18 protein-coding genes are annotated in these 20802 nt (G+C 36.5%); 5 read left to right on the top strand and 13 right to left on the bottom strand.

Annotated elements, in window-relative coordinates; translation table 11 throughout:
- Positions 1–27: 27 nt before the first annotated feature.
- The 7 genes from FEE95_RS15380 to FEE95_RS15350 all read right to left on the bottom strand — a co-directional run bounded on the left by FEE95_RS15380 (position 28) and on the right by FEE95_RS15350 (position 11108).
- Positions 28–825, bottom strand: a complete 798-nt coding sequence (locus tag FEE95_RS15380; protein WP_138658887.1) for an HAD family hydrolase — start codon at positions 823–825, stop codon at positions 28–30.
- Between the two features lie 24 nt (positions 826–849).
- Complete coding sequence (locus FEE95_RS15375) at positions 850–3051, bottom strand: DUF5916 domain-containing protein (RefSeq protein ID WP_138658886.1); 2202 nt, start codon at positions 3049–3051, stop codon at positions 850–852.
- A gap of 101 nt (positions 3052–3152) precedes the next feature.
- On the bottom strand, positions 3153–5354 hold the full coding sequence (locus FEE95_RS15370) for a DUF5916 domain-containing protein (RefSeq protein WP_138658885.1): 2202 nt from the start codon (positions 5352–5354) through the stop codon (positions 3153–3155).
- A 100-nt stretch (positions 5355–5454) separates the two neighbouring features.
- Positions 5455–7650 carry a DUF5916 domain-containing protein gene (locus FEE95_RS15365; RefSeq protein ID WP_138658884.1) on the bottom strand — a complete coding sequence of 732 codons (2196 nt, stop codon included), beginning with the start codon at positions 7648–7650 and terminating at the stop codon, positions 5455–5457.
- A gap of 67 nt (positions 7651–7717) precedes the next feature.
- The gene (locus FEE95_RS15360; RefSeq protein WP_138658883.1) at positions 7718–7882 is read right to left on the bottom strand and encodes a type II toxin-antitoxin system antitoxin; all 165 of its coding nucleotides are present in this window, start codon (positions 7880–7882) and stop codon (positions 7718–7720) included.
- 22 nt (positions 7883–7904) lie between these two features.
- Positions 7905–8765: an SPFH domain-containing protein gene (locus FEE95_RS15355; protein ID WP_138658882.1), complete on the bottom strand. Its 861-nt coding sequence runs from the start codon at positions 8763–8765 to the stop codon at positions 7905–7907.
- A 99-nt stretch (positions 8766–8864) separates the two neighbouring features.
- Positions 8865–11108, bottom strand: a complete 2244-nt coding sequence (locus FEE95_RS15350; RefSeq protein WP_238474594.1) for a transglycosylase domain-containing protein — start codon at positions 11106–11108, stop codon at positions 8865–8867.
- A gap of 106 nt (positions 11109–11214) precedes the next feature.
- Here FEE95_RS15350 and FEE95_RS15345 point away from each other — a divergent pair, with 106 nt between their 5' ends.
- Positions 11215–11991, top strand: coding sequence for a S1/P1 nuclease (locus FEE95_RS15345; RefSeq protein ID WP_138658881.1), 777 nt, complete (start codon positions 11215–11217; stop codon positions 11989–11991).
- Positions 11992–12237: 246 nt separating this feature from the next.
- Here FEE95_RS15345 and FEE95_RS15340 read toward each other — a convergent pair whose 3' ends face one another.
- Positions 12238–13125, bottom strand: coding sequence for an AraC family transcriptional regulator (locus tag FEE95_RS15340; protein ID WP_138658880.1), 888 nt, complete (start codon positions 13123–13125; stop codon positions 12238–12240).
- A 199-nt stretch (positions 13126–13324) separates the two neighbouring features.
- On the opposite strand from FEE95_RS15340, the gene FEE95_RS15335 reads away from it, so the two are divergent.
- Complete coding sequence (locus FEE95_RS15335; RefSeq protein WP_138658879.1) at positions 13325–13909, top strand: T9SS type A sorting domain-containing protein; 585 nt, start codon at positions 13325–13327, stop codon at positions 13907–13909.
- A gap of 59 nt (positions 13910–13968) precedes the next feature.
- Here FEE95_RS15335 and FEE95_RS15330 read toward each other — a convergent pair whose 3' ends face one another.
- The 4 genes from FEE95_RS15330 to FEE95_RS15315 all read right to left on the bottom strand — a co-directional run bounded on the left by FEE95_RS15330 (position 13969) and on the right by FEE95_RS15315 (position 17144).
- Entirely contained in the window at positions 13969–14244 is a 276-nt protein-coding gene (locus FEE95_RS15330; protein ID WP_317129258.1) for a DoxX family protein, read from the bottom strand.
- Positions 14245–14324: 80 nt separating this feature from the next.
- Positions 14325–14963 carry an MOSC domain-containing protein gene (locus FEE95_RS15325; protein ID WP_138658877.1) on the bottom strand — a complete coding sequence of 213 codons (639 nt, stop codon included), beginning with the start codon at positions 14961–14963 and terminating at the stop codon, positions 14325–14327.
- A 572-nt stretch (positions 14964–15535) separates the two neighbouring features.
- Positions 15536–16372 carry a helix-turn-helix domain-containing protein gene (locus FEE95_RS15320; RefSeq protein ID WP_171037060.1) on the bottom strand — a complete coding sequence of 279 codons (837 nt, stop codon included), beginning with the start codon at positions 16370–16372 and terminating at the stop codon, positions 15536–15538.
- 421 nt (positions 16373–16793) lie between these two features.
- Positions 16794–17144 carry a DUF6249 domain-containing protein gene (locus FEE95_RS15315; protein ID WP_138658875.1) on the bottom strand — a complete coding sequence of 117 codons (351 nt, stop codon included), beginning with the start codon at positions 17142–17144 and terminating at the stop codon, positions 16794–16796.
- 135 nt (positions 17145–17279) lie between these two features.
- On the opposite strand from FEE95_RS15315, the gene FEE95_RS15310 reads away from it, so the two are divergent.
- Both FEE95_RS15310 and FEE95_RS15305 read left to right on the top strand, forming a co-directional pair.
- Positions 17280–17864, top strand: a complete 585-nt coding sequence (locus FEE95_RS15310) for an RNA polymerase sigma factor (protein WP_138658874.1) — start codon at positions 17280–17282, stop codon at positions 17862–17864.
- Positions 17851–18264, top strand: coding sequence for a hypothetical protein (locus FEE95_RS15305; protein ID WP_138658873.1), 414 nt, complete (start codon positions 17851–17853; stop codon positions 18262–18264). Before FEE95_RS15310 ends, FEE95_RS15305 begins: the two co-directional genes overlap by 14 nt.
- Here the strand turns inward: FEE95_RS15305 and FEE95_RS15300 are convergent.
- A complete protein-coding gene (locus FEE95_RS15300; protein ID WP_138658872.1) occupies positions 18261–19088 on the bottom strand; it encodes a hypothetical protein in 828 nt (275 codons plus the stop codon). The genes FEE95_RS15305 and FEE95_RS15300 overlap by 4 nt on opposite strands.
- A 115-nt stretch (positions 19089–19203) precedes the next feature.
- Here FEE95_RS15300 and FEE95_RS15295 point away from each other — a divergent pair, with 115 nt between their 5' ends.
- Positions 19204–20802 carry a solute:sodium symporter family transporter gene (locus tag FEE95_RS15295; protein ID WP_138658871.1) on the top strand — a complete coding sequence of 533 codons (1599 nt, stop codon included), beginning with the start codon at positions 19204–19206 and terminating at the stop codon, positions 20800–20802.

The raw sequence follows: 20802 nt of genomic DNA, 5'->3' as shown, positions 1-20802 counted from the left end.
TAGATTGATTCTTCCAAATATAAACATTTATAAATGTTGCTTGATGAAGTGGGCAACTCCGTGTTCTGTATTTTTTAAAGTAATGTGATTGGCTTTTGCTTTGACTTCATTACGAGCATTTTCAACTGCTACACCGCATCCGGAATGTTCAAGCATTTGGATATCATTGTAGTTGTCACCAAAGGAGATAACATCGTCAAGCGTTTCATCTGAAGTTAGTAACAATTGAATTGCTGATAGTTTAGAAACTGATTTTGGCGCTAATTCAATAAGCGTCTCATTTGAACGGTAGATGTTCATCCGATTACTGAAACCATCAATCAGTATAGGAAATATGGTATCCGAAGAATTTTTGGTACCCATCAGCATTATTTTGTGGGCGCTAATATTTCTACTATTCCAATCTTCAAGAGTCTTAATGATATTTCTAAATTGTGGTTTAGTCCGTGTATATGTGATTTCTTTTTCGACCCTTTCGGACATTTCCTCTACGTACCATTCCCTATTGTGGTAGAGTCCCAATTTGATATGAAGTTCTTCGGAAAGACGATGTACTTCTTCAACCGCATTAAAATCGATAGTTTCTGTAAAAATTTCATTCTCACCGTCTAATACTAGCGCACCATTATAGCAAATAATAGGTTGGTTTTCAATACCTAATCTTTCTTGAAGATAAGTCATTGCTTGGGGCATACGTGCCGAAACCAATATTATGCGCATTTGTTCCTTAACGCGTACAATTTCCGCGATTGTAAATTCTGATACATCGCTCTTGGATGAGAGCATGGTTCCGTCCAAATCCGAACATAGCACTTTAAAGTTCATTGTAGCTGTTTTGTGTGTGGATAGTTAGATATTTAACCAATACGTGAGCTTCAAATTAATAGACCTGTTCTTAGGTTCAAAACTGTTTACAAAGTAGTTGTCGTTATAAACAATGAACAAGTCGGAAAGAGGAGCAAAACGCCATTGCAATCGCGAATTGAAACCTAGATTATCTCGTTGGTTGCTGTATTGAATTAATGTAGACCAAAAAATTGACTTGCTAAAGGTAATATCGATTTTAGGACTTATCAACCAAATATCCGCACTTGGATACGGGTCTGGCAGGTGAATTTGGTCATAATTAAAAAGTACGGAAATAAAGGCTTTTGGTTGAAATCTTAAGGTCATTCCACCTTCTACTGAAAAACGATTTCCATTAAAAAAACGACCTACGCTAGACTGTACATCATAAGAGAAAAGTTTTCTTTGATCGGATTGATAACCCGCTTCAATACTATTGTAATGATAATTTTGGTCGGCAGGAAGCTCGATGGCGCCCTCTGTGCGTGTTGGGTCGAAAGAGTCGAACAAGAAGGTAAAACTATTGGTGTATTCGATTCTAGCTTGTGATTGATTGTTGAAATTAACTTCATACCTTGATTGAAGGTCATAATCGGTATTTTGAAAGTCTCTACTTGGGCTCCAACGTATATTTGTGAAATACTGAAAAGAATGGTTCTGGACAATTCCCTTTTTTGGCCAAAAAACACGTTCGGCACTGATTAATGTCTTAAAAAGATCGGTTCTTCGTATAAAACCCAAATCTGAACGAAAATCTTCATCTATAAAACTAGCCTTCGCAAATACATTGAATTTTCTGGTATTGTATCGAATAAGGGCGCTTGAAGCTAAATTCCCCTTGTTGTCGTCAGGTTGAAATGATTTATGGGTGATAAATGATCCGTTCCAGGTGTTGTTTTTCGAGGCTAGATTATAGTCTATTCCCAAAACTCGATTGTATTCATCCACGCGCTCTACAAAATCATAGTCCTCAAAAGACTGTTTGTTGATAAAGAAGATCCCAATATTCGACCTTGAGAAAACACGTTGTTGCAATGCCAGCATTGTATTATTGTTAGACGGAATTCTATTTTCCAAGTCCTCAGCTGTTTGAATATTCAAAACCCCCACCCGAAGGTCTTTCGTTAGTTTTCCACTTAAGCGTACTCCACCAAGAATGCGGTTTTCAATGCGACTGCCTGCTGTGTCTTGGGCAATACCAATGCGTCTTGAAAAAAACGGACTAAAATCAAAACCGTTTCCAAAACTTGCGAAAAGATCATTATTATCGATAAAAAATTGGCGTTTTTCGGGTAAGTTTACCTCAAAACGAGTCAAGTTTGTAACCTGGTCGTCTACCTCAACTTGTGAAAAATCAGGGTTTACGGTAACATCTAAATTAAGGGTATTTCCTATCGATATTTTCGAATCTCCGCCAAACTTGAACGTGTTCACACTTTCTTCATTTTCAAAATTCTTTTGAGAAAGACCGTTGATGTAAGGAATTAATGCAAAGGGAGTTCTTGACTTTCCCAGGGGTTTTTCAAATACCATTTCGCCCATAAAGGCCAAATTGTAAATCAGTTGGTTTTGTGGAATTCTTGTCCAAGTACTTCGCTCGTTGGCTTGTGTTTCAATTCGGTAACTATTGAAACGCCATTTTGTGGCCCCTTCTTCAAACTTCAAAGAAGTTAGCGGTATGACCATTTCAGCAGTGAAGTAATCATCGTACCTTTTAGCGTCTCCTTTCCATTTTACATCCCAAGAAAGATTGAAATCATCTCTACTAGTTCCTCCGTTGGCAATTAAGGCTTCCCGTCGTACTCCGTATGGATTTATTCCGAATAAAAAAGCATTTGTACCATCATTAAAGGTGTCGAATACAAGGGAAAAACTATCACTTCCACTGCCCCGAAAGTCCCGTTTTAAAGATTGTGTAGCGTAGTTATCTCCCCCAGAGTATGCCTTAATTCCGATATAAAGGTTTTTATCGTCATATAGCATTCTGATTTGAGACTGTTTTCTAGCTTGAATAGAATCCATTGGAAAATATTCCCAGAAGTCATCCGCATTTTCGGCCATTTCCCAAATCGCTTCTTCAAGCTTTCCATCGGGCGTAATGGCTTCTTTTATAAATTTTACGGTAAAAGATTTTTTTTCAGTTTGAGAGAAGGCTGAAAAAACCGAAAGTACGATAAATACAACGGCCAAAAAGGCTCTTGTCATTGTTCCTGAATTAGCTAGGACACAAATTTAACCCTTTAGAGCGTTAAGAAAACCTTAAATCTTTGTGGCAAGACTTGGAAAAAGCTGAGGTTTTAATTCCTTTAAATATTCAACCAATAGGTAAGTTTCAAATTAATGGATCTGTTCTTAGGTTCAAAACTGTTTACAAAGTAGTTGTCGTTATATACAATGAACAAGTCGGAAAGTGGCGCAAAACGCCATTGGAGTCTAGAATTGACACCTAAATTGTCCCTTTGATTGCTATATTGGACCAGGGTAGACCAAAAGACAGATTTACTAAAAGTAATATCGATTCTCGGACTCACTAACCAGATATTAGCACTGGGATAAGGGTCTGGTAATGAGATTTGATCGTAATTGAATAACAATGATAAAAATACCTTCGGTTGAAAACGTAAGGTCATACCACCCTCAACGGAGAAACGATTTCCATTGAAAAATCGACCCACTTCGGATCCCAGCCCATAGGCAAATATTTTTCTTTGATCAGATTCATAGCCCGCCTCGACACTATTGTAATGATATCCCTTATCGCCAGGAATTGGAATACCTCCATCGGTACCTGTGGGATCAAAGTCATCAAATAAAAATGTAAAGCGGTTGGTTGCATTTATACTGAATTCAGAAGTATTATTAAATTTAGCTTCCCATGAGCCTCTGTAAGTATAATCGGTAGTTTTAAAATCATCTTCTAGGCTCCAGGTATATACCGGAAAAAACTGAAATGAGTGGGTTTGAATTTTACCTTTCGTTGGCCAGAAAGCGCGTTCTACGTTTACGAAACTTCGTGCGATACCCGTTCTTCTCACGAAACCTAGGTCAGAGGAAAACTCATCATCGATGAAAATACCTTTTCCGGAAAAGTTCCAATACCTTGAATTGTAAGCAAACCGTACACCACTGGATAAATTACCCTTGTTGTCATCAGGTTGAAATGATTTATGCAGGTAAAACTTCCCAGTCCATGTATTGTCTTGCGAGGCCAAGTTATAATCAACACCTAAAAGTCTGTTATATTCATCTTCTCTTTCAACAAAATCATAATCTTCAAAGGATTGCTTGTTAATGAAGAACATACCAATATTTGACCTTGAGAATACCTTTTGTTGCAAGGCAAACATGGTATTGTTATTTGATGGAATTTCATTTTCTAAATCTTCATCGGTTTGAATATTCAATAAGCCCACGCGAAGATTGTTAGTTAATTTGCCACTTAAACGTACGCCACCAATAATTCTGTTTTCTATCGAATTTCCGGCAGTATCTCTCGCAATACCGATTCTTCTTGAGAAGAAAGGGTTGGCATCACGTTGATCACCAAAGCTTGAAAAAAGGTCACTATTGTCAATGAAAAACTGCCTTCGCTCGGGTAGTGAAATTTCAAAACGGGTTAAATTTGTAATCTGATTATCTACTTCTACCTGGGAGAAATCAGGATTAAAAGTAAGATCCAAATTCAAACCAGTACCAATAGCGACTTTGGCATCTCCTCCAAATTTAATGTTGTTTAGACCCTCATCGGTTTCGAAATTTTTTTGAGAAATCGCATTGACATAAGGAATTATAGCCAAGGGAGTTTTTGATTTTCCCAAAGGTTTTTCGAAAATCATGTCGCCCATGAATGCAGTACCCCATACTTGTTGGTTTTGGGGAATCCTAATCCATGTACTAGTCTCATTCGATTGCGTATCAAAGCGATAACTGTTAAAACGCCATTTTTGAGTTCCCTCTTTGAACTTAAAGGAACTCAACGGTATGACCATTTCAGAGGTATAGTAATCGTCATATATCTTTGAGTCACCTTTCCACTTGACATCCCAAGAGGTCGTAAAACCAATTCGTCGTGAGCTTCCTTCTGAAATCAAAGCTTCCCGAAGAACCCCGTACGGGTTTGTACCAAATAAAAAGGCATTTTGGCCATCACTGAAAGTGTCGAAAATTACACTAATGTTATCGTTTCCGCCAGCTAAGAAATCTCGCTTTAGCGATTGTATGGCATAATCTTTTCCCGCGGTATAATTGATTATTCCGACATATAGATTCTTATCATCATAGAACATTTTGATATCCGTTTGCTTACGTGCTTGAATAGAATCTAAGGGGAAGTATTCCCAAAACTCATTGGCACTTTCTGCTTTTTCCCAAATGGCTTCGTCAAGAACGCCATCGGGAACTATGTCGGAGTTTGTAATGTATTTTACAGTAAGGCTTTTATTGCCATTTTGTCCAAAGGAAAATAGAACAAAAAATAGCATGGGGAGAACCGGTAACGTTCTTATCATTAAGTCTTGAATTAGCTGGAATTGCAAATTTACTCCTTTAGAGCGTTAAGAAAACCCTAAACTTTTATGTGAAAATCCTAAAATGTTAGATGCTTATCGCTTAGATATTCAACCAATAGGTAAACTTCAAATTTATAGAACGATAGCGCGGCGAAAATTGATTTACAAAATAATTGTCGTTGTAGACGATAAACAAGTCGGAAAGTGGTGCAAAACGCCATTGTAATCTAGAGTTGATACCTAAATTGTTCTCTTGGTTACTATATTGAATCAGTGTCGACCAGAAGAGTGATTTACTGAATGTAAGTTCTACCTTGGGGCTTACCAACCATATATCGGCACTTGGATAAGGCTCAGGCAATGCTATTTTGTTATAGTTAAGCGCCAGGGTTATTTGTGCTTTGGGCAATATTCTAAGAAAAAGCTGTGCATCTACTGAAAATATATTTCCATTGAAAAATCTACCCAAAGTCGATTCCCCCATAAAGGAAAGTACGTTGACCCTATTGGACGTATAACTTAGGTTTACACTATTGAAATGGTACCCTGCATTTCCTGGTAGTGGAACTCCATCGGTTCGTGTAGGGTCAAATTCATTAATTAGAAACGTAAATCTATTCGTAAACCCTAAACTTAGTTGAGATTGATCTTGAAAGCCCAATTTGCCCGTTAACCTAACATCTTGATCTGTTTTCTGGTAATCGAGGCTGGGCCTCCAAACGGTTATTGGAAAAAGTTCAAAACTGTAATTGTTTACAATCTTGCTCTTTGGCCAAAATACTTTTTCAAAGGAGGCAACACCTTTTATTATATCAGTTCTACGGATAAATCCTAGATCTGAGGTAAAATCCTCATCAATGTAAACTACATCGGCAAATGTGTTGAAATACCTTGATATCCGTCCTAAATTCGCTCCAACGGAATAGTTTCCTTTATTGTCATCAGGTTGAAAGGATTTGTGTGTGTAAAATTTACCAATCCACTTATTATTTTTAGACGCCAAATTATAATCCAGACCCAAAACCCTATTGAATTCATTTTCGCGATCGACAAAATCATAATCTTTGAATGATTGTCTATTGATAAAGAACATATTGATATTGGAACGCGAGAACACCTTTTTTTGAAGGGCCAACATGGTATTGTTGTTAGAAGCAATTTCATTGTCAACATCTTCATCTGTTTGAATGCTGAAAAAACCTAATCGCCAGTCTTTGTTGAGTTTTCCACTTAAGCGTAGTCCACCGATAATTCTATTTTCAATGGTGTTCCCAGCGGTGTCTCGAGCTATTCCAATACGTCTTGAGAAGAACGGATTTGCATCCCTACTGCCACCAAAACTTCCAAAAAGGTCACTATTATCTATAAAGAATTGTCTTTTCTCAGGCAGGGAAACCTCGAACCTAGTGAGGTTAGTTATGATATTATCGACCTCGACATTCGAAAAATCTGGGTTTACAGTGATATCCAAGTTCATTCCATTTCCGATAGACACTTTTGCATCCCCACCGACTTTAATATTGCTACCACTATTATCCAATACATAATCTTTTTCTGCAATAGTGTTTACGTACGGAATAAGGGCCAGTGGGGTTCTTGATTTGCCCAAGGGCTTTTCAAAATGCATATCACCCATGAATGCCAGACTCACCAGAAACTGCCCTTGAGGGACACGTACCCAGGTACTGCGCTCATTCGTTTGAAGGTCAAAGCGATAACTTTGAAAACGCCATTTAGTTTCACCTTCCTTGAATTTGAAAGAAGTAAGTGGAATGGCCATTTCGGAGGTATAGTAATCCCCATATATTTTGGAATCACCTTTCCACTTGACATCCCAAGAATCATTAAAACCTCTTAAATCAGAACCACCACCAGATATAAGTACTTCTCTTCGAACACCATATGGATTGATACCAAATAGGAATGCGTTCGTGCCATCATTAAAGGTGTCAAATACCAAACTCATGCTATCACCTGTACTTGCCCTAAAATCCCTTTTTAGGGAAGGGGTAACCCATTTATCTCCAATTGATTTGACCGTCAGCCCAATGTATAGATGAGTTTCACTATATACCATTTTAATTTGCGTCGGATGTTCTGCCAGAACCGAATCTGTTGGAAAATATTGTTGGAAGTCATGAGCACTTTCGGCTGTTTCCCAAAATGATTCATCTAGAACACCATCGATAGTGGGCGTTTCACTAATGAATTTTACCGTAAAAGATTTTTCACTGGTCTGGCTGGATAAAGGAATGGTAAACAGTAGAAGTACAAAGGCGTAAAATGCTCTTGTCATTGATTTTGAATTAGCAGGAGCAAATTTACAAGTTTAAATTTGAAGTTAATGACTAAAATGCGCTCTTCTATTCTCCCTTTTTTTTGGGTTCTCGCTTTTGTTCTCTTAAGGCTTTCATAAGCATCCACTCAATTTGACCATTGGTGCTGCGAAATTCATCCGCAGCCCATTTCTCGATTGCCTTAAGCATCTCCTCGTTTAAGCGTAACGCAAACGCTTTCTTTTTTGCCATTTACTTATTTCTAAAATAAATACTAGTGATTCAAAGTGCCAGTATTTACGATTGGTGAGGCGTCTTTGTCAGAGCAAAGTACCACCATAAGATTGCTTACCATCGCAGCTTTTCTTTCTTCGTCTAGCTCGATGATATCTTTTTTGCCTAATTTTTCTAAGGCCATTTCTACCATACTTACAGCACCTTCAACGATTTTATGTCGAGCCGCTACAATTGCCGTTGCCTGTTGACGTTTCAACATGGCATTTGCTATTTCTTGGGCATAAGCTAAGTAACCAATCCTTGCTTCTAGAACTTCGATACCAGCCATTGATAAGCGTTCTTGCAATTCCTTTTCAAGTGCCTCACTTACCTCATTTACACTTGAACGTAATGTGATGTCTTCGTCAAGGCCCTCATCAGCAAAGTTATCGTATGGATACATACTTGCCAATTTTCTAACCGCGGCATCTGTTTGAACTCGCACAAAATTCTGGTAATCGTCCACATCGAAAGCAGCCTTGTAGGTATCGGTAACCCTCCAAACCAAGATAGTGCTAATCATCACCGGGTTGCCAAGCTTGTCATTAACCTTTAGGCGTTCACTGTCAAAGTTACTAGCTCTCAAAGATATTGTTCTTTTAGAGTATAATGGGTTGACCCAAAAGAGTCCGTTATTCTTTACCGTACCCATGTATTTTCCAAAAAGTAATAAAACTTTTGAACTATTCGGATTGACCAAAATTAAACCTGGTATCAAGATAAGGGCAATAGGAATAAGAAATAACCAAAGGAAGTAATCAGTTTGTAAGAACATAGTAACACTCCCGACAAGAATCAAGAGTATTATTAATAGGAAGAGATACCCATTTAAGGCAGTTATGTTTTTTTCGTTCTTCATGATAGAATAATTTAATGATATTAAAATGATATCATAAAGATATAATAATAAATGATATTTCCTAGTTTCTGTTCAAGTTTTTGGATTTTGAATTAAAGTTTATCCATTTCTGAACTTTTTGGATTTTTTCTTCTTCGGATTGGTAAACAAGCGTTTAAAAAACCCATCTCTTTTTACAGGTTCACAGTTCAATTGGTCCAACACGAAAGGATTTGGCTTTTCAAATCGTGCTTTTGTAATGGCGTTGAATTCTTTGTGCTTATTCAACTGTTGGTACCAACTTGCGAATATGGGCAAGGCTGCATTTGCGCCTTGTCCAAGACTTGTGCTTTTGAATCCGATTTCGTGATTGTCTAGTCCTACCCAAGTGATGTGTACTAACTTTGGAGTTAAAGCCACAAACCAAGCGTCTTTGTTGTTTTGCGTAGTGCCCGTTTTTCCTGCGATATCATTGTTCAATTTATAGGTAGAACGGATGCGTTTTGCTGTTCCGGTATTGATGGTGGATTTCATCATTTCGAGCATAATTTGTTGAGTTTGCTTTGAAAATGCTCTTTTTTTTGCTCTTTTCGGTTCAAATTGAACCAAAATAGAATCATTTTGGTTTGTGATGGTTTCTATCAAATAGGGTAAAACGGCCTTTCCGTTATTTACATAACTCGCATAAGCCCCCGCTAATTCATTAAGGTAGATTTCCCCAGTTCCTAAAGCAACAGAAGGTTGATTAGGAAGTTTCGAAAACACACCCATTTTCTTTGCCTGATTTAGTACATTTTCAATGCCGGTAGCTTCGAGAACTTTTACCGCTACTGTATTGACTGATTTGCTCAGTGATTCTTCCATAGAATAATTCAAGTAGGCCTCATCTTTATTTCCTGAGTTGCTAGGAGACCATCCTTTAAGATTTTCGTATGCTACTTCGCTTGCTGAAAAATAGGCGCAAGGTGGAATTCCAGTTTCCAAAGCAGCGGTATAGACAATGGGTTTAAAAGTGGAACCAACTTGTCTTTGCGCTTGGGCCACGTGGTCGAATTTGTAGCGTTTGAAATCAATACCACCGATCCAAGTATGGACCGCTCCCGTCTTCGGATTTATGCCCATAGAACCTGTATTCAAGAACTTCATATAATGTTGAACGCTATCAATTGTACTTGCATTCACTGTTTTATCCCCTGACCAATCGGTTAGGACCATATTTCGTTTTTGACTTAAAGAATCCCATACTTCGGAAGTTGACAATTCATTTTTGAGTAGTTTTTGATAATGAGGTGTTCCCCGAACCACCTTTTCGACAAGCTTTTTGTTTTGAATCCATGGGGCTCTTTTTCCATAACTATCTTCAAAACTTTTTTGAAGTTTACTCATGTGCTTTTTCATAGCCCCCTCGGCCATAACTTGCATTTTGTAATTTAGAGTTGTGTATATTTTGAGTCCAGAAGTGTAAATGTTGTATTCGTTTCCTTTTTCATTTTCAGACTTTGCCCATTTGATAAGCTTCTTCCGTACTTCCTCTCTAAAATAAGGTGCGATACCATCAGTATAGTCGAATTTTCGATAATCTAATTTTAAAGGGATGGCGGTCAAACTATCCTTTTCGGCTTCCGATAGAAAATCGTTTTTCACCATTGATTGTAGCACTAAATTCCTTCGGGCTAAGCTCTTTTCAGGATAAACACGAGGGTTGTAGCCGTAGGTTGCTTTCAACATTCCGACCAGAACAGCGGCCTCTTCAATTCTTAGTTGGCTGGTTTTCTTATTAAAGAATTTTAGGGATGCACTTTCGATTCCGAAGGTATTATCCCCAAATGAAACAGTATTCAAATAATGCGTCAAGATTTCATCTTTTGAAAAAATGCTCTCTAAACGAGATGCTATAATCATCTCTTTAACTTTGTTAACGGTAATATTTGTTTTCTTCCTTTCCCTGCGGGGATATAAATTTTTGGCTAACTGTTGGGTAAGTGTACTTCCGCCACCTGAGGATTGATCTTGCATCAAAATAGTTTTAAATCCAACTCGCAATAAGCTGGGGTAGTCTATTCCGGAATGCTCATAATAGCGTTCATCTTCAATAGAAACCAAGGCATCTAGTAGATGCTGTGGAAATTCTGAATATGCAATGGGCTGCCTATCATAGAGATAGTACTTTCCGATAAGCACACTATCTGCAGTATACACTTCTGATGCCTGTTGGTATTCGAAACCGGCAAGCTCGCTTTTACTTGGTAGTTTCCCCCAGACACCCAAATAAACGCTAAAAACAAAAAGTGTCGCTGCAATAAGCAGGGTACCAATCCCAATAAGTACATATTTTAAATACTTGGATTTTATCTTTTTAAACATCAATTGATTCATTTATCGATGCAATATCAGATTTTAAATATAAAATGACATACGAGTTAACAATAGATTAAAGTTCATTAGCTACATTTGAAAAAAATGACATTCTATGAAAAGCAGTTTGCTTCTAATTCTTTTTTTATCGGTTCAATTCACATTCGGCAATGACATGCTTTGGTCAAAAACCGGACATAGAACTACTGGAGAGGTGGCACAGCAGCACTTGTCGAGAAAGGCTAGAAAGGCGATTGACAAATTGCTGGACGGACAAAGCTTAGCTCTTGTTTCAACCTTTGGTGACGATATCAAGGCGGACCGCAAGTATAAGAAATTTAGTGCTTGGCATTATGTCAATTTTCCAGCTGATAAAAAGTACGGGGATGTAGAACCGAGCGAATACGGGGATTTAATAACAGGAATTGAAAAATGTATCGAAATTGTAAAGGATAAGAATAGCTCTAAAGCTGATAAAGTATTTTATCTAAAATTCTTGGTACATCTCGTAGGTGATTTACATCAGCCAATGCACGTTGGACGTATAGAAGACAAAGGAGGAAACGATATTCAGGTGCAATGGTTCAATAGAGGAAGCAATCTTCACAAAGTGTGGGATTTAAATATGATCGAAGATTATGGCATGAGCTATTCAGAGCTTACTGAATCTTTACCCCGGCTTACTAAAACCCAGAAGAAATTTATTCAAGAGGGTACGATTTATGATTGGGTAGAAGAATCTCAAGATATAGCTAATGAATTATATGACTCCGTTGAAGTGGGCGAGAAGTTGTTTTATCGCTATAGTTATGTTTGGTGGGGGACCGTTGAGAAGCAGTTGCAAAAAGGAGGATTACGTTTGGCTAAAATCTTAAACGAAATCTACGAATAGCATTTTACCTAATAAATACTTATTTCGACGAGCGACTATACCTTGGCACAACATTTGAAGTTATGTTAGAGAAGTTAGGCGCGAGGAAATTAGCATAGTCACCCAAATGTTAAAGATAGTAACTAGCTCTAGAAAAGGGTATTAAAAAAGCTATTCTGATAAGAACAGCTTTTTTATTTCATGATATTCTGTTTTCCTTTGATTTATCGTTTTACCTTGGTACTCGTTCTGCACAAAATAAACGTTTTAGGTTATTACCTGTTTAAGCTCGTTTCTATATTTTGATGGACTCTGTCCTGTAAATTTTTTAAATGACTTGTTGAAATATGAAAAATTGTTAAATCCTGATTCAAAACATACGTCTGTAATGCTTAAAGGTTGTTCTGCCAACAACTTTGACGCATGAACCAATCGATATTCATTAACGAATTGGGTGAATGTTTTATTGGTAATGTTTTTGAAGTACCTACAAAACGAAGGTACGGTCATACTTACCAAATCTGCAATCTCTACTAGTTTTATTTCTTCCTTAAAGTTAGTTTTTACAAAGTTGAAAACGATATTTATTCTATCATTATCCTGGATATCGGCTGGCATTGAAAAACCTTCAGCATTCAAAATTCGGAATTCGTCTGTGGTACTTAAGCCATATAATACATCCAGTAGGGATAACAGACGCTCAAAATTGTTTTTGGTATCTAAATTCTCCAGTTTATGACCTAAAATAGCCTTGGTCTCTCCGTAGAAGACCACACCTGATTTTGCAATCTCGAAAAGATTTTGAATTTTTTCCATTTCTGGAATGGTGAAGAAATGATCCCCTAAAAAGTCTTTCTTCATTTGAACGACAGTTTCGCTTCTATTACCTGTTAGTTCATCGGTAAATCCACAATGAGGAAGATTACTTCCGATAAGAATCAGTGTTCCATTGGTATAATAGGAGAGATTACTACCAATTTGACGTTTACCAGAACCGCCATTAACGAAAACCAATTCGATTTCTGGGTGATAGTGCCAAGTTGTGAAACGGTTTTTCTGGTTTTTGTCAAACTTCATATAGGTAAATGAATTACCAAATGTTGGTTCAACTGATTTAAGCGTTGGCTTTTGTATGACAACTTTATTGCTATTCATATGTCAAAATTACTAGCTCTGCGATAAGGCGATTAGTCCAAAATTACCCATAATATGTTCTATATTACCATTATAATAATATTTAATATATGCATATGACAATATAGAACATAAATTGGAAAATTCAGCTGTAGTTGAGATCATATCCTGGCCGTAGTTTTGTGGTGTTGATTAATAGTAACCCTAAAATTTAATAATTATGAAAAAGGTAGTAAGATCAATCGCAGTAGTAGCTTTAATGTTTGCAGCGGCAACAGGCTTGGCTAAAGAACCAAAACTTAGTTTGGCTCCTAATTCGGAGAAAAGTTTAAATTTTGAAATGGATACAACGTCTGAACAAACGATTGTTAGTATTATTGATACTAACGGAGAGATCATATATACGGAAAAAATAGCAACTGGAAACATCTATTCAAAGAAGTTCAATTTGCAAAACCTTCCTGAAGGTAATTATTTCTTGGAAGTAGAGAGTTCTATGAAGGAAACAATTTTTGGATTTACCGTTAATGATTCTAAAATCATGATTCGAGAAAAGAAAGAAAATGTGAAACCCATTTTTAGACAAAAAGACGGACGAGTTTTCCTAAACCTATTGAATCTTCAAAAAGATGCGGTTAAAATAGCCGTAATGGATAGTGAAGGCCGTTCTATATTTCAAGAAACTATAACTGATGAAATGTTAATCGAAAAAACATTCAACTTCAAAAATGCTTTTGAAGATAGTTATACCATTTTAGTTAAAAGTAAAGATGACATTTATTTTGAATATGTCACTGTAGAGTAAAGTTGATTAAGTTAGTTTATATTTTGAGCCCTCAAAGCGTGTTACTTTGAGGGCTTTTTTTAGTATCGCAAATACCAATACGCCCAAAACATCAGCGCAAATTGTAGTGGTATTCTAGCTATTAGTACCCATTTAGCTATTCCCATCGAAGCTTTCTTATTAAAAAGCATATGAAAATGGGCCGGTAAAAAGAAGGTCAACATAACCATGATCGCATAAATGGCGAAATTTTTGGTCGCTGGAAAGCAAAGTGCAATACCAATGACAATTTCCGCAATACCACTAATAGCGACTAAGGCCTTATGTCCGGGTAGGTACCCTGGTAAAATACGCATGTACATTTTGGGTCTAACAAAATGCATAATACCGGCGATGACATAAATCACAACCATTAAGTATAAGTGCCAAGGATAATTCAATGTTCAAGAAATTTTTTGTATCGTTCTTTTTTATACTGGGGAACAGAAGGATTATCCATAAATAGCGCAAGCAGTTCTTGGGGCTTTTCTCTCATAAACATTAATTCGTAGAATTGCTGCGTAGTAAGCGTATTCTCTGATTGTTCTATTAATTCTAAACTATCACCTGTTTTGACTTCACCCTCTTTTAGGATGCGCACATATGTACCTGGTTTATTATGATTTATGAATTGTCTTAAGATATCTTGTGTTCCAAAGCGAACACCTAATTTATAACAAGGTTCTCGAGGTTGCGATACTTGAACTAAGGTGCCTCCTAATTTATAAATGTCCCCCACTCGTATCTTAGATTCATCCAGTCCTTCAATCGTTAGATTTTCACCGAACATACCCCAGTCCCAATCTAACTCAGGATATAATTCTTTCCAGTATGGATAATTATCTGAAGCAAATAAATAGCAAGCCTTATTGATTCCGGCATGATTAACTCTATTGATTACGGTATCATTTAAAACGTCATTTTTTCCCAGAAATATAGAGTTTGTTGTTGGGTATTTAAATATTCCTGTTTGTTCTTCTTTTCCATTCCAGATGAAAGTAGTAGAAGTGCCGATATTGGTTGAAATTACTTGCATTTTCTAAAGATAAAAAAACCACCACAAATTAATGCAGTGGTTTTGGTAATAACCTTCCAGTTCATGGAAAGTTATCGGGGGGGGATTTCAACGTTTTTGATTTTGGCCTAAGCTGAAATTGGCGACAATTATATGAGGTTAAGCTTAATATGTTTCAATTAATTCATGATTTCAAAGTTGGTACAAACTCATTCAACTACTTTCTGTTCTTTCGATTTTCATAAAGCACATATCCTGTGAATAACAATAAGATGGGTAGTATTAAAAGGTCATATCGAACAATCTGAGACAAAAGGGACTCGGTCATTTCTTGTAATTGGAATTCCCATAAAATAAAAATGGACCAAATCCCTGTCAACACAATCCAAAAAAATCTATCACCAACTTTCATTTTCTTTTTTTTCGGCTTGCAAATATCTCAATAATAGCATAGACTATCCTAAAAAAACAAAGATAGAGAAGTCCTGATTTCGGAATTTAGAACCAATTTTAAGATTTGTGGTCGATGAATTTCCTTATTCAGGAATCAGTACTTTTTTAAAGTAGAAATACCGTCGAAATATGAGTAATAATCAGGCAGCGTTCTTTTCTTTGAATTTAGTGGGAGTAGTGCCGGTAACCTTCTTAAATGCGGCATAAAAAGCACTCTTACTGTGAAAACCAACTTCGTAGCCAATGCCTTCGATACTCAAGGTGCTATCTCCTTCTCGAAGTAAATTAATAGCTTTTTCAATCCGAAATTGATTTATATAACTATTAAAATTTTGATGTTGTATTTTGTTAATAGCTGTAGAAATTTGCTTAGTATGTATTTGCAAATCTTTGGCAACATCTACGATTGTCAATTCACTTTGAACATAACTTTCAGAGCTTTTCATATGTTCATCTATTTTATTGAAAAGTGCTGCAAGATTTTCATCATGAGGTTTTAAGGTTTTTTGTTTTACTTCTTTCTTTTGAATACTATAATATCCGTTTTCAGAAAGAATGGATAACACGTTACGTTGAATTAGTCCGAAGAAAAATATCCAGTACATGGTGACATAATCAATCATCAGAACAAATATTTTTGAATATATATTTTCGGGGAGCAAATAGTAAAAGGGAAAGTAGATGAGATAGGCCACAAAACTAAAAATCAAAAAATGGCGTACCCATTTCAATTCTCTTAATTGCGTTCTTGAGAAATGATCTCTCACCAACACTTGGTGTTTATTTACAAGAACTAAATTCCATATACCAATACAGAACGAGTAAACAATACCGGTAATTAGATATGCCTTAAACCAAAGACTTTGATCAATTGCCAATTTGGTTTCATAGGGTTGAGCAAATATTACGATGTTAATTACAAAAGCAATCACACCAGGATAAAGAACCCAGTATGGTATTTTTTGATCAGCAAGCATGGAAACCCGATATGAATAAATAAAAAATAAAGGATAGATTAACCAATAAAAATTAAATGGTAATCGGAATAAATTGGGATAATACTCATAAAAATTTATCTGTTGTAATGTGGGGTGGAGCCTCATTAGTGTAAAAAGTATAATAAGTAATCCAAGGAAGAAAGTACTTCTGTATTTTCTTCTATTCAAAAAGATGAGCAAAAGGCCTAAAAGTATCCCTTGTAAACAGCCAAGTAAGTGCAATACAGAAAATATATTGTAGTCTAGTTCCATTTTTCCTGAAAAATCAATATAAGCTACAAATTTAACAGGGAAATCAGCCTATTTGTAAGTTAAATTTCTTAAAAATGAAAGTAGAATAAAAACAGAAAAGTCGCTGTAGACAACGACTTTTGATTTGAATTAGTTTGGAAAATATATGCTATTCTTTTTTGTCCATTTTTTTGGTTAAGAAAAAGCCAGACAAGAGCCCAATACCTGCCATGAAGAAAATTGTACCTGGATATGCCACATCTGGGTCAACTCTCATCTCTTCTAGAACGGCCCCAAGAAATATGGCAATCCCTACGCTGATAAGCAACAAGGCCAAATTAAGGAGAAGGATTTTGCCTGTAGATGTACCTCTGTCCTTTTTTTCTGAAAAAAATATACTTGCCTCAGCTCCCTTTTCAATAAGAGCCATACGCTCTTTATTTCTAGTCGTAAAATAGAGGTATACTATCGCGAAAATGAATAAAAAAAAGCTAATGGGGATTAAAATTGCTTCTGCCATGTGATTGTTTTTTAATTGATTAATAAACTCATTTGGTCAGTAAGACGACAACTTTTTAATTGAGGTTACAAGATTTTTTAATTTTATGAAATTTCCTGTAACCAGAATGGTAATTTATACGTCATATGAAGCAGAATGAGCCAAAAAGAAGACCAACATTATATTGATGCCGTTATCAATGGAGATACTAGAGCATTTTCTGTTTTGGTGGAACGATATAAACATATGGTCTTTACCGTGGCGGTTAAGGTTTTGAAAAATCAGGAGGAAGCAGAAGAAGTAGCCCAAGATGTTTTTGTTAAAGCATATACGGCATTAAGCACCTTTAAGGGTGATTCAAAGTTTTCGACCTGGATATATAAAATAGCTTATTATCGAAGCTTGGATTATTTAAAGAAACAAAAGCGCGGGATGCGGACGAGTTCAATTGATTCGGGAACAGAGTATCATTTGTCCAGTATGCAAAATGCATTGGATAATCTTGAAATCAATGAGCGGAAACTGGCAATTAAAGATGCCATTGATGAGCTGCCAAAAGATGATGCGGTGGTAATAACACTTCACTATTTTGAAGAGCTATCATTAAAGGAGATAGCAGATATTATGAACTTGGAGGCGAATACCGTAAAAGTTCGTTTGTTTAGAAGCAGAAAGCGCTTGGCCGAATTGCTAAAAAGTAAATTAGAACCAGAAATACTTGGTAGTTATGGAAGAAAATAAGGACCTAGACGATTTTATCAAAAAAATAGTAAAAGAAGCAGGTTTAGAAAAACCCTCGGTTGATTTTACAAATTCAGTTCTGTCAAAGATTGAGGTTGCGCAGCAAAAAGACAACATTTTTGTTGCAAAACCTTTGTTTTCCAAAACAACATGGCTTTTAACGGTAATTGCAGTGACAGCTCTTTTTGGGTATGTGATTTTTGGTAGCTCAAATGCTGAAAGTACTTGGGTGGCAGCCGCTAAATTAAATAGGTTGACATCCTTCAACTTATCGCTAAATATACCGGAATTGGGCTATTCAACGGCATTAATATATGGCTCTATAACAATTGCCTTTTTTGTATGGATTCAGGTTCTCCTTTTAAAGCAACGTCAAAGTAAAAGACTTGTAGCTAGTTAGCGGTTCTTTTGGTAGAATGGTGTGCGTTTTAAAAAGTAACTCAATGTTAGAATGTAATCAGTACGACCGGCTGTCATAAAAGGGCGACGTTTTTCATCCATGACCTTATTTCCATTTTTATCATAAATTTTGAAATATACCATGGTTTCGAACTCGTCGCGAGAAGTGCTGTATTCACTACTGTAACCTTTTACCCTTTTCTTTTTATCAACGCGCACGGTACTAGACCCTGTGGAATTTGATACCGTTGAACGGTAAGAAACTACAATTTTTGAATTTACTAATGTACCCACCCCAACGATTTTAGATATTTCATCCATATCGTAATTTTTAATTTGGGATGCCTCGGTTATTCCAGCTTTGCGCAAACGTTTCCAGGTTATTTCAGGATCTTGATAGGTGATTGTGTTTCGCTCTGGCTTGCGTTGCAAAGTACGATAGTAATACTCCTGAGCTTCTATTCCCTCTTCTGAGCTTGGTTGTCCCTCGAATATAAACTCAAAAGGCAAAACGGCCCCTTGATTTACCTTCATTGGCGGGTATTCGTAATTCGCATTTTTTGTTCCAGCTGGGCTTGTCAAAGCACCTGAAAATTTTTGCTCACGCCCACTTTTAAAGACTATTTTAATTACATCATCTTTTTCGACAACGTTTTCAAGGTCCTCTCCTAAATAAAAATAAGTGATTGTATTTGGTTCTACTTTTTTCACATTTACGGCAATGGTTTCACCATTGGTTAAGTATAGTTGATCGGTAGCATTTTGAGCGTTTAACGATAAAAACATGCCCATTAAAATCCACATTATTATTTTAGGATATTTCATAATAGAGTTTGTTTGTTGTTAAGACTAAAGTAACCAATGCCTGTTTTTAATGAAATACCTGATTTCCAGTATTTTTATTTAATAAACTCAAGTGAAATATGTTTATTTTAGGGGGATGGCCTTACTAACCTTTCTTTTATTTACCGGATTTGTTGCATTTTATGCGACCTGGAAGCTACGTAGAGATAAGCTAAATACGAAGGATGGATATTTTCTCGGAGGCAGGTCCCTGACGGGAATTATTATTGCGGGGTCGATGCTTTTGACCAATATTTCAACGGAACATTTAGTGGGGATGAATGGCTCATCCTATAGAAATGGCGCTATTATTATTGCTTGGGAAGTCACTTCTGCTTTGGCTTTGGTGATAGCCGCCTTATATTTTGTTCCCCGATATCTAAAAATGGGATTGACCACTATTCCTGAATTTTTGGAAAAACGATTTGATGGACTTACAAGAACGATGGTCGCGCTTCTATTGATTATCTCTTTTGTCGCTACTTTACTTCCTATAGTTTTGTATACAGGAGCTTTGAATATCGAAGCAATTTTCGAAATCTCCAACTTGTTGAATATTTCTCAAAGAGAAGGTATATGGGTCACAATCCTTGTAGTTGGAATAATCGGCGCTGTTTATGCAATTTTTGGAGGACTTAAAATGGTTGCTTATACAGATACTATTAATGGCTTTGGATTACTTGTGGCAGGTTTGCTTGTGCCCATTCTGGCATTATTAAGTATTGGTGATGGAAACCCCTTGGATGGTCTAGCAACAGTGTTTGAGAATAGTCCTGAGAAATTTAATGTGGTTAGTAGGGAATCTGGAATAGGGGAAGGGGCAAGGTCCTCCATCCTACCTTTTGAGGTTTTATTTACAGGATTGATGGTCAACCAAATTTATTTCTGGACGATGCACCAATCTATTATTCAGAGAGTTTTAGGAGCAGTCAATTTAAAGGAAGCCCAGAAAGGATTGCTTTTTACCGGTTTATTAAAGATTTTGGTTCCTTTAGTGATTGTACTTCCAGGACTTATCGGCTTCTATTATTTTGGCGAAAGTCTATATGATAACCCTGATACAGTATATCCTCTTTTGGTTAAGAAAGTTTTACCACTTTGGTTAACAGGCTTCTTTGTTGCGGTGATGATGGGAGCCATTCTTAGTACATTTAATAGTGCTTTGAATAGCGCGGCTACGGTATTTAGCTTGGGTATTTATAAAAGATATATTTCTAAGGATGCAGGTGAAAAGAAGTTGGTCAAAATCGGAAAATGGACATCCGCACTACTTGCTATTTTTGCAATAGGTATTGCCCCATTTGTTGCAAATGCGCCGGACGGGTTGTATCAATTACTACAGCAGCTAAATGGTATCTTTTTTATACCCATAGCCAGTGTCATTATTGCAGGTTTTCTTTTTCCAAAAGTTTCGGCATCTGGGGCAAAAGTCGGTTTGGTTTTCGGACTCTTTTTCTATGTCATTATGTACTATGTGTTCAAGGTGAATTTACACTTTGTCCATATTTGGGGTATCGAGTTTGTGTTAAATATTTTAATCATGCGTTTGGCTTCGTTTTTACTTGCTAAAGACAAGCCATTTGAAATGCAAAACGCTGGAATACTGAATCTTACCCCCTGGAGGTATGCAAAACCCTTCAGCCTATTTTTGGTGATAGTTACAGTAATTTTGTACCTTGTTTTAGGAAATGTTTAG

Origin of the sequence: Maribacter algarum (ex Zhang et al. 2020), from assembly GCF_005885635.1 — a bacterium.
GTDB classification, from domain to species: domain Bacteria; phylum Bacteroidota; class Bacteroidia; order Flavobacteriales; family Flavobacteriaceae; genus Maribacter_C; species Maribacter_C algarum.
This window is presented reverse-complemented; position numbering and strand designations above follow the sequence as displayed.

Bases quoted from the DNA above. Each gene is read 5' to 3' on its own strand.
- FEE95_RS15380 (WP_138658887.1), bottom strand. From the start codon at position 825: ATGAACTTTAAAGTGCTATGTTCGGATTTGGACGGAACCATGCTCTCA.
- FEE95_RS15375 (WP_138658886.1), bottom strand. From the start codon at position 3,051: ATGACAAGAGCCTTTTTGGCCGTTGTATTTATCGTACTTTCGGTTTTT.
- FEE95_RS15370 (WP_138658885.1), bottom strand. From the start codon at position 5,354: ATGATAAGAACGTTACCGGTTCTCCCCATGCTATTTTTTGTTCTATTT.
- FEE95_RS15365 (WP_138658884.1), bottom strand. From the start codon at position 7,650: ATGACAAGAGCATTTTACGCCTTTGTACTTCTACTGTTTACCATTCCT.
- FEE95_RS15360 (WP_138658883.1), bottom strand. From the start codon at position 7,882: ATGGCAAAAAAGAAAGCGTTTGCGTTACGCTTAAACGAGGAGATGCTT.
- FEE95_RS15355 (WP_138658882.1), bottom strand. From the start codon at position 8,765: ATGAAGAACGAAAAAAACATAACTGCCTTAAATGGGTATCTCTTCCTA.
- FEE95_RS15350 (WP_238474594.1), bottom strand. From the start codon at position 11,108: ATGTTTAAAAAGATAAAATCCAAGTATTTAAAATATGTACTTATTGGG.
- FEE95_RS15345 (WP_138658881.1), top strand. From the start codon at position 11,215: ATGAAAAGCAGTTTGCTTCTAATTCTTTTTTTATCGGTTCAATTCACA.
- FEE95_RS15340 (WP_138658880.1), bottom strand. From the start codon at position 13,125: ATGAATAGCAATAAAGTTGTCATACAAAAGCCAACGCTTAAATCAGTT.
- FEE95_RS15335 (WP_138658879.1), top strand. From the start codon at position 13,325: ATGAAAAAGGTAGTAAGATCAATCGCAGTAGTAGCTTTAATGTTTGCA.
- FEE95_RS15330 (WP_317129258.1), bottom strand. From the start codon at position 14,244: ATGCGTATTTTACCAGGGTACCTACCCGGACATAAGGCCTTAGTCGCT.
- FEE95_RS15325 (WP_138658877.1), bottom strand. From the start codon at position 14,963: ATGCAAGTAATTTCAACCAATATCGGCACTTCTACTACTTTCATCTGG.
- FEE95_RS15320 (WP_171037060.1), bottom strand. From the start codon at position 16,372: ATGCTTGCTGATCAAAAAATACCATACTGGGTTCTTTATCCTGGTGTG.
- FEE95_RS15315 (WP_138658875.1), bottom strand. From the start codon at position 17,144: ATGGCAGAAGCAATTTTAATCCCCATTAGCTTTTTTTTATTCATTTTC.
- FEE95_RS15310 (WP_138658874.1), top strand. From the start codon at position 17,280: ATGAGCCAAAAAGAAGACCAACATTATATTGATGCCGTTATCAATGGA.
- FEE95_RS15305 (WP_138658873.1), top strand. From the start codon at position 17,851: ATGGAAGAAAATAAGGACCTAGACGATTTTATCAAAAAAATAGTAAAA.
- FEE95_RS15300 (WP_138658872.1), bottom strand. From the start codon at position 19,088: ATGAAATATCCTAAAATAATAATGTGGATTTTAATGGGCATGTTTTTA.
- FEE95_RS15295 (WP_138658871.1), top strand. From the start codon at position 19,204: ATGGCCTTACTAACCTTTCTTTTATTTACCGGATTTGTTGCATTTTAT.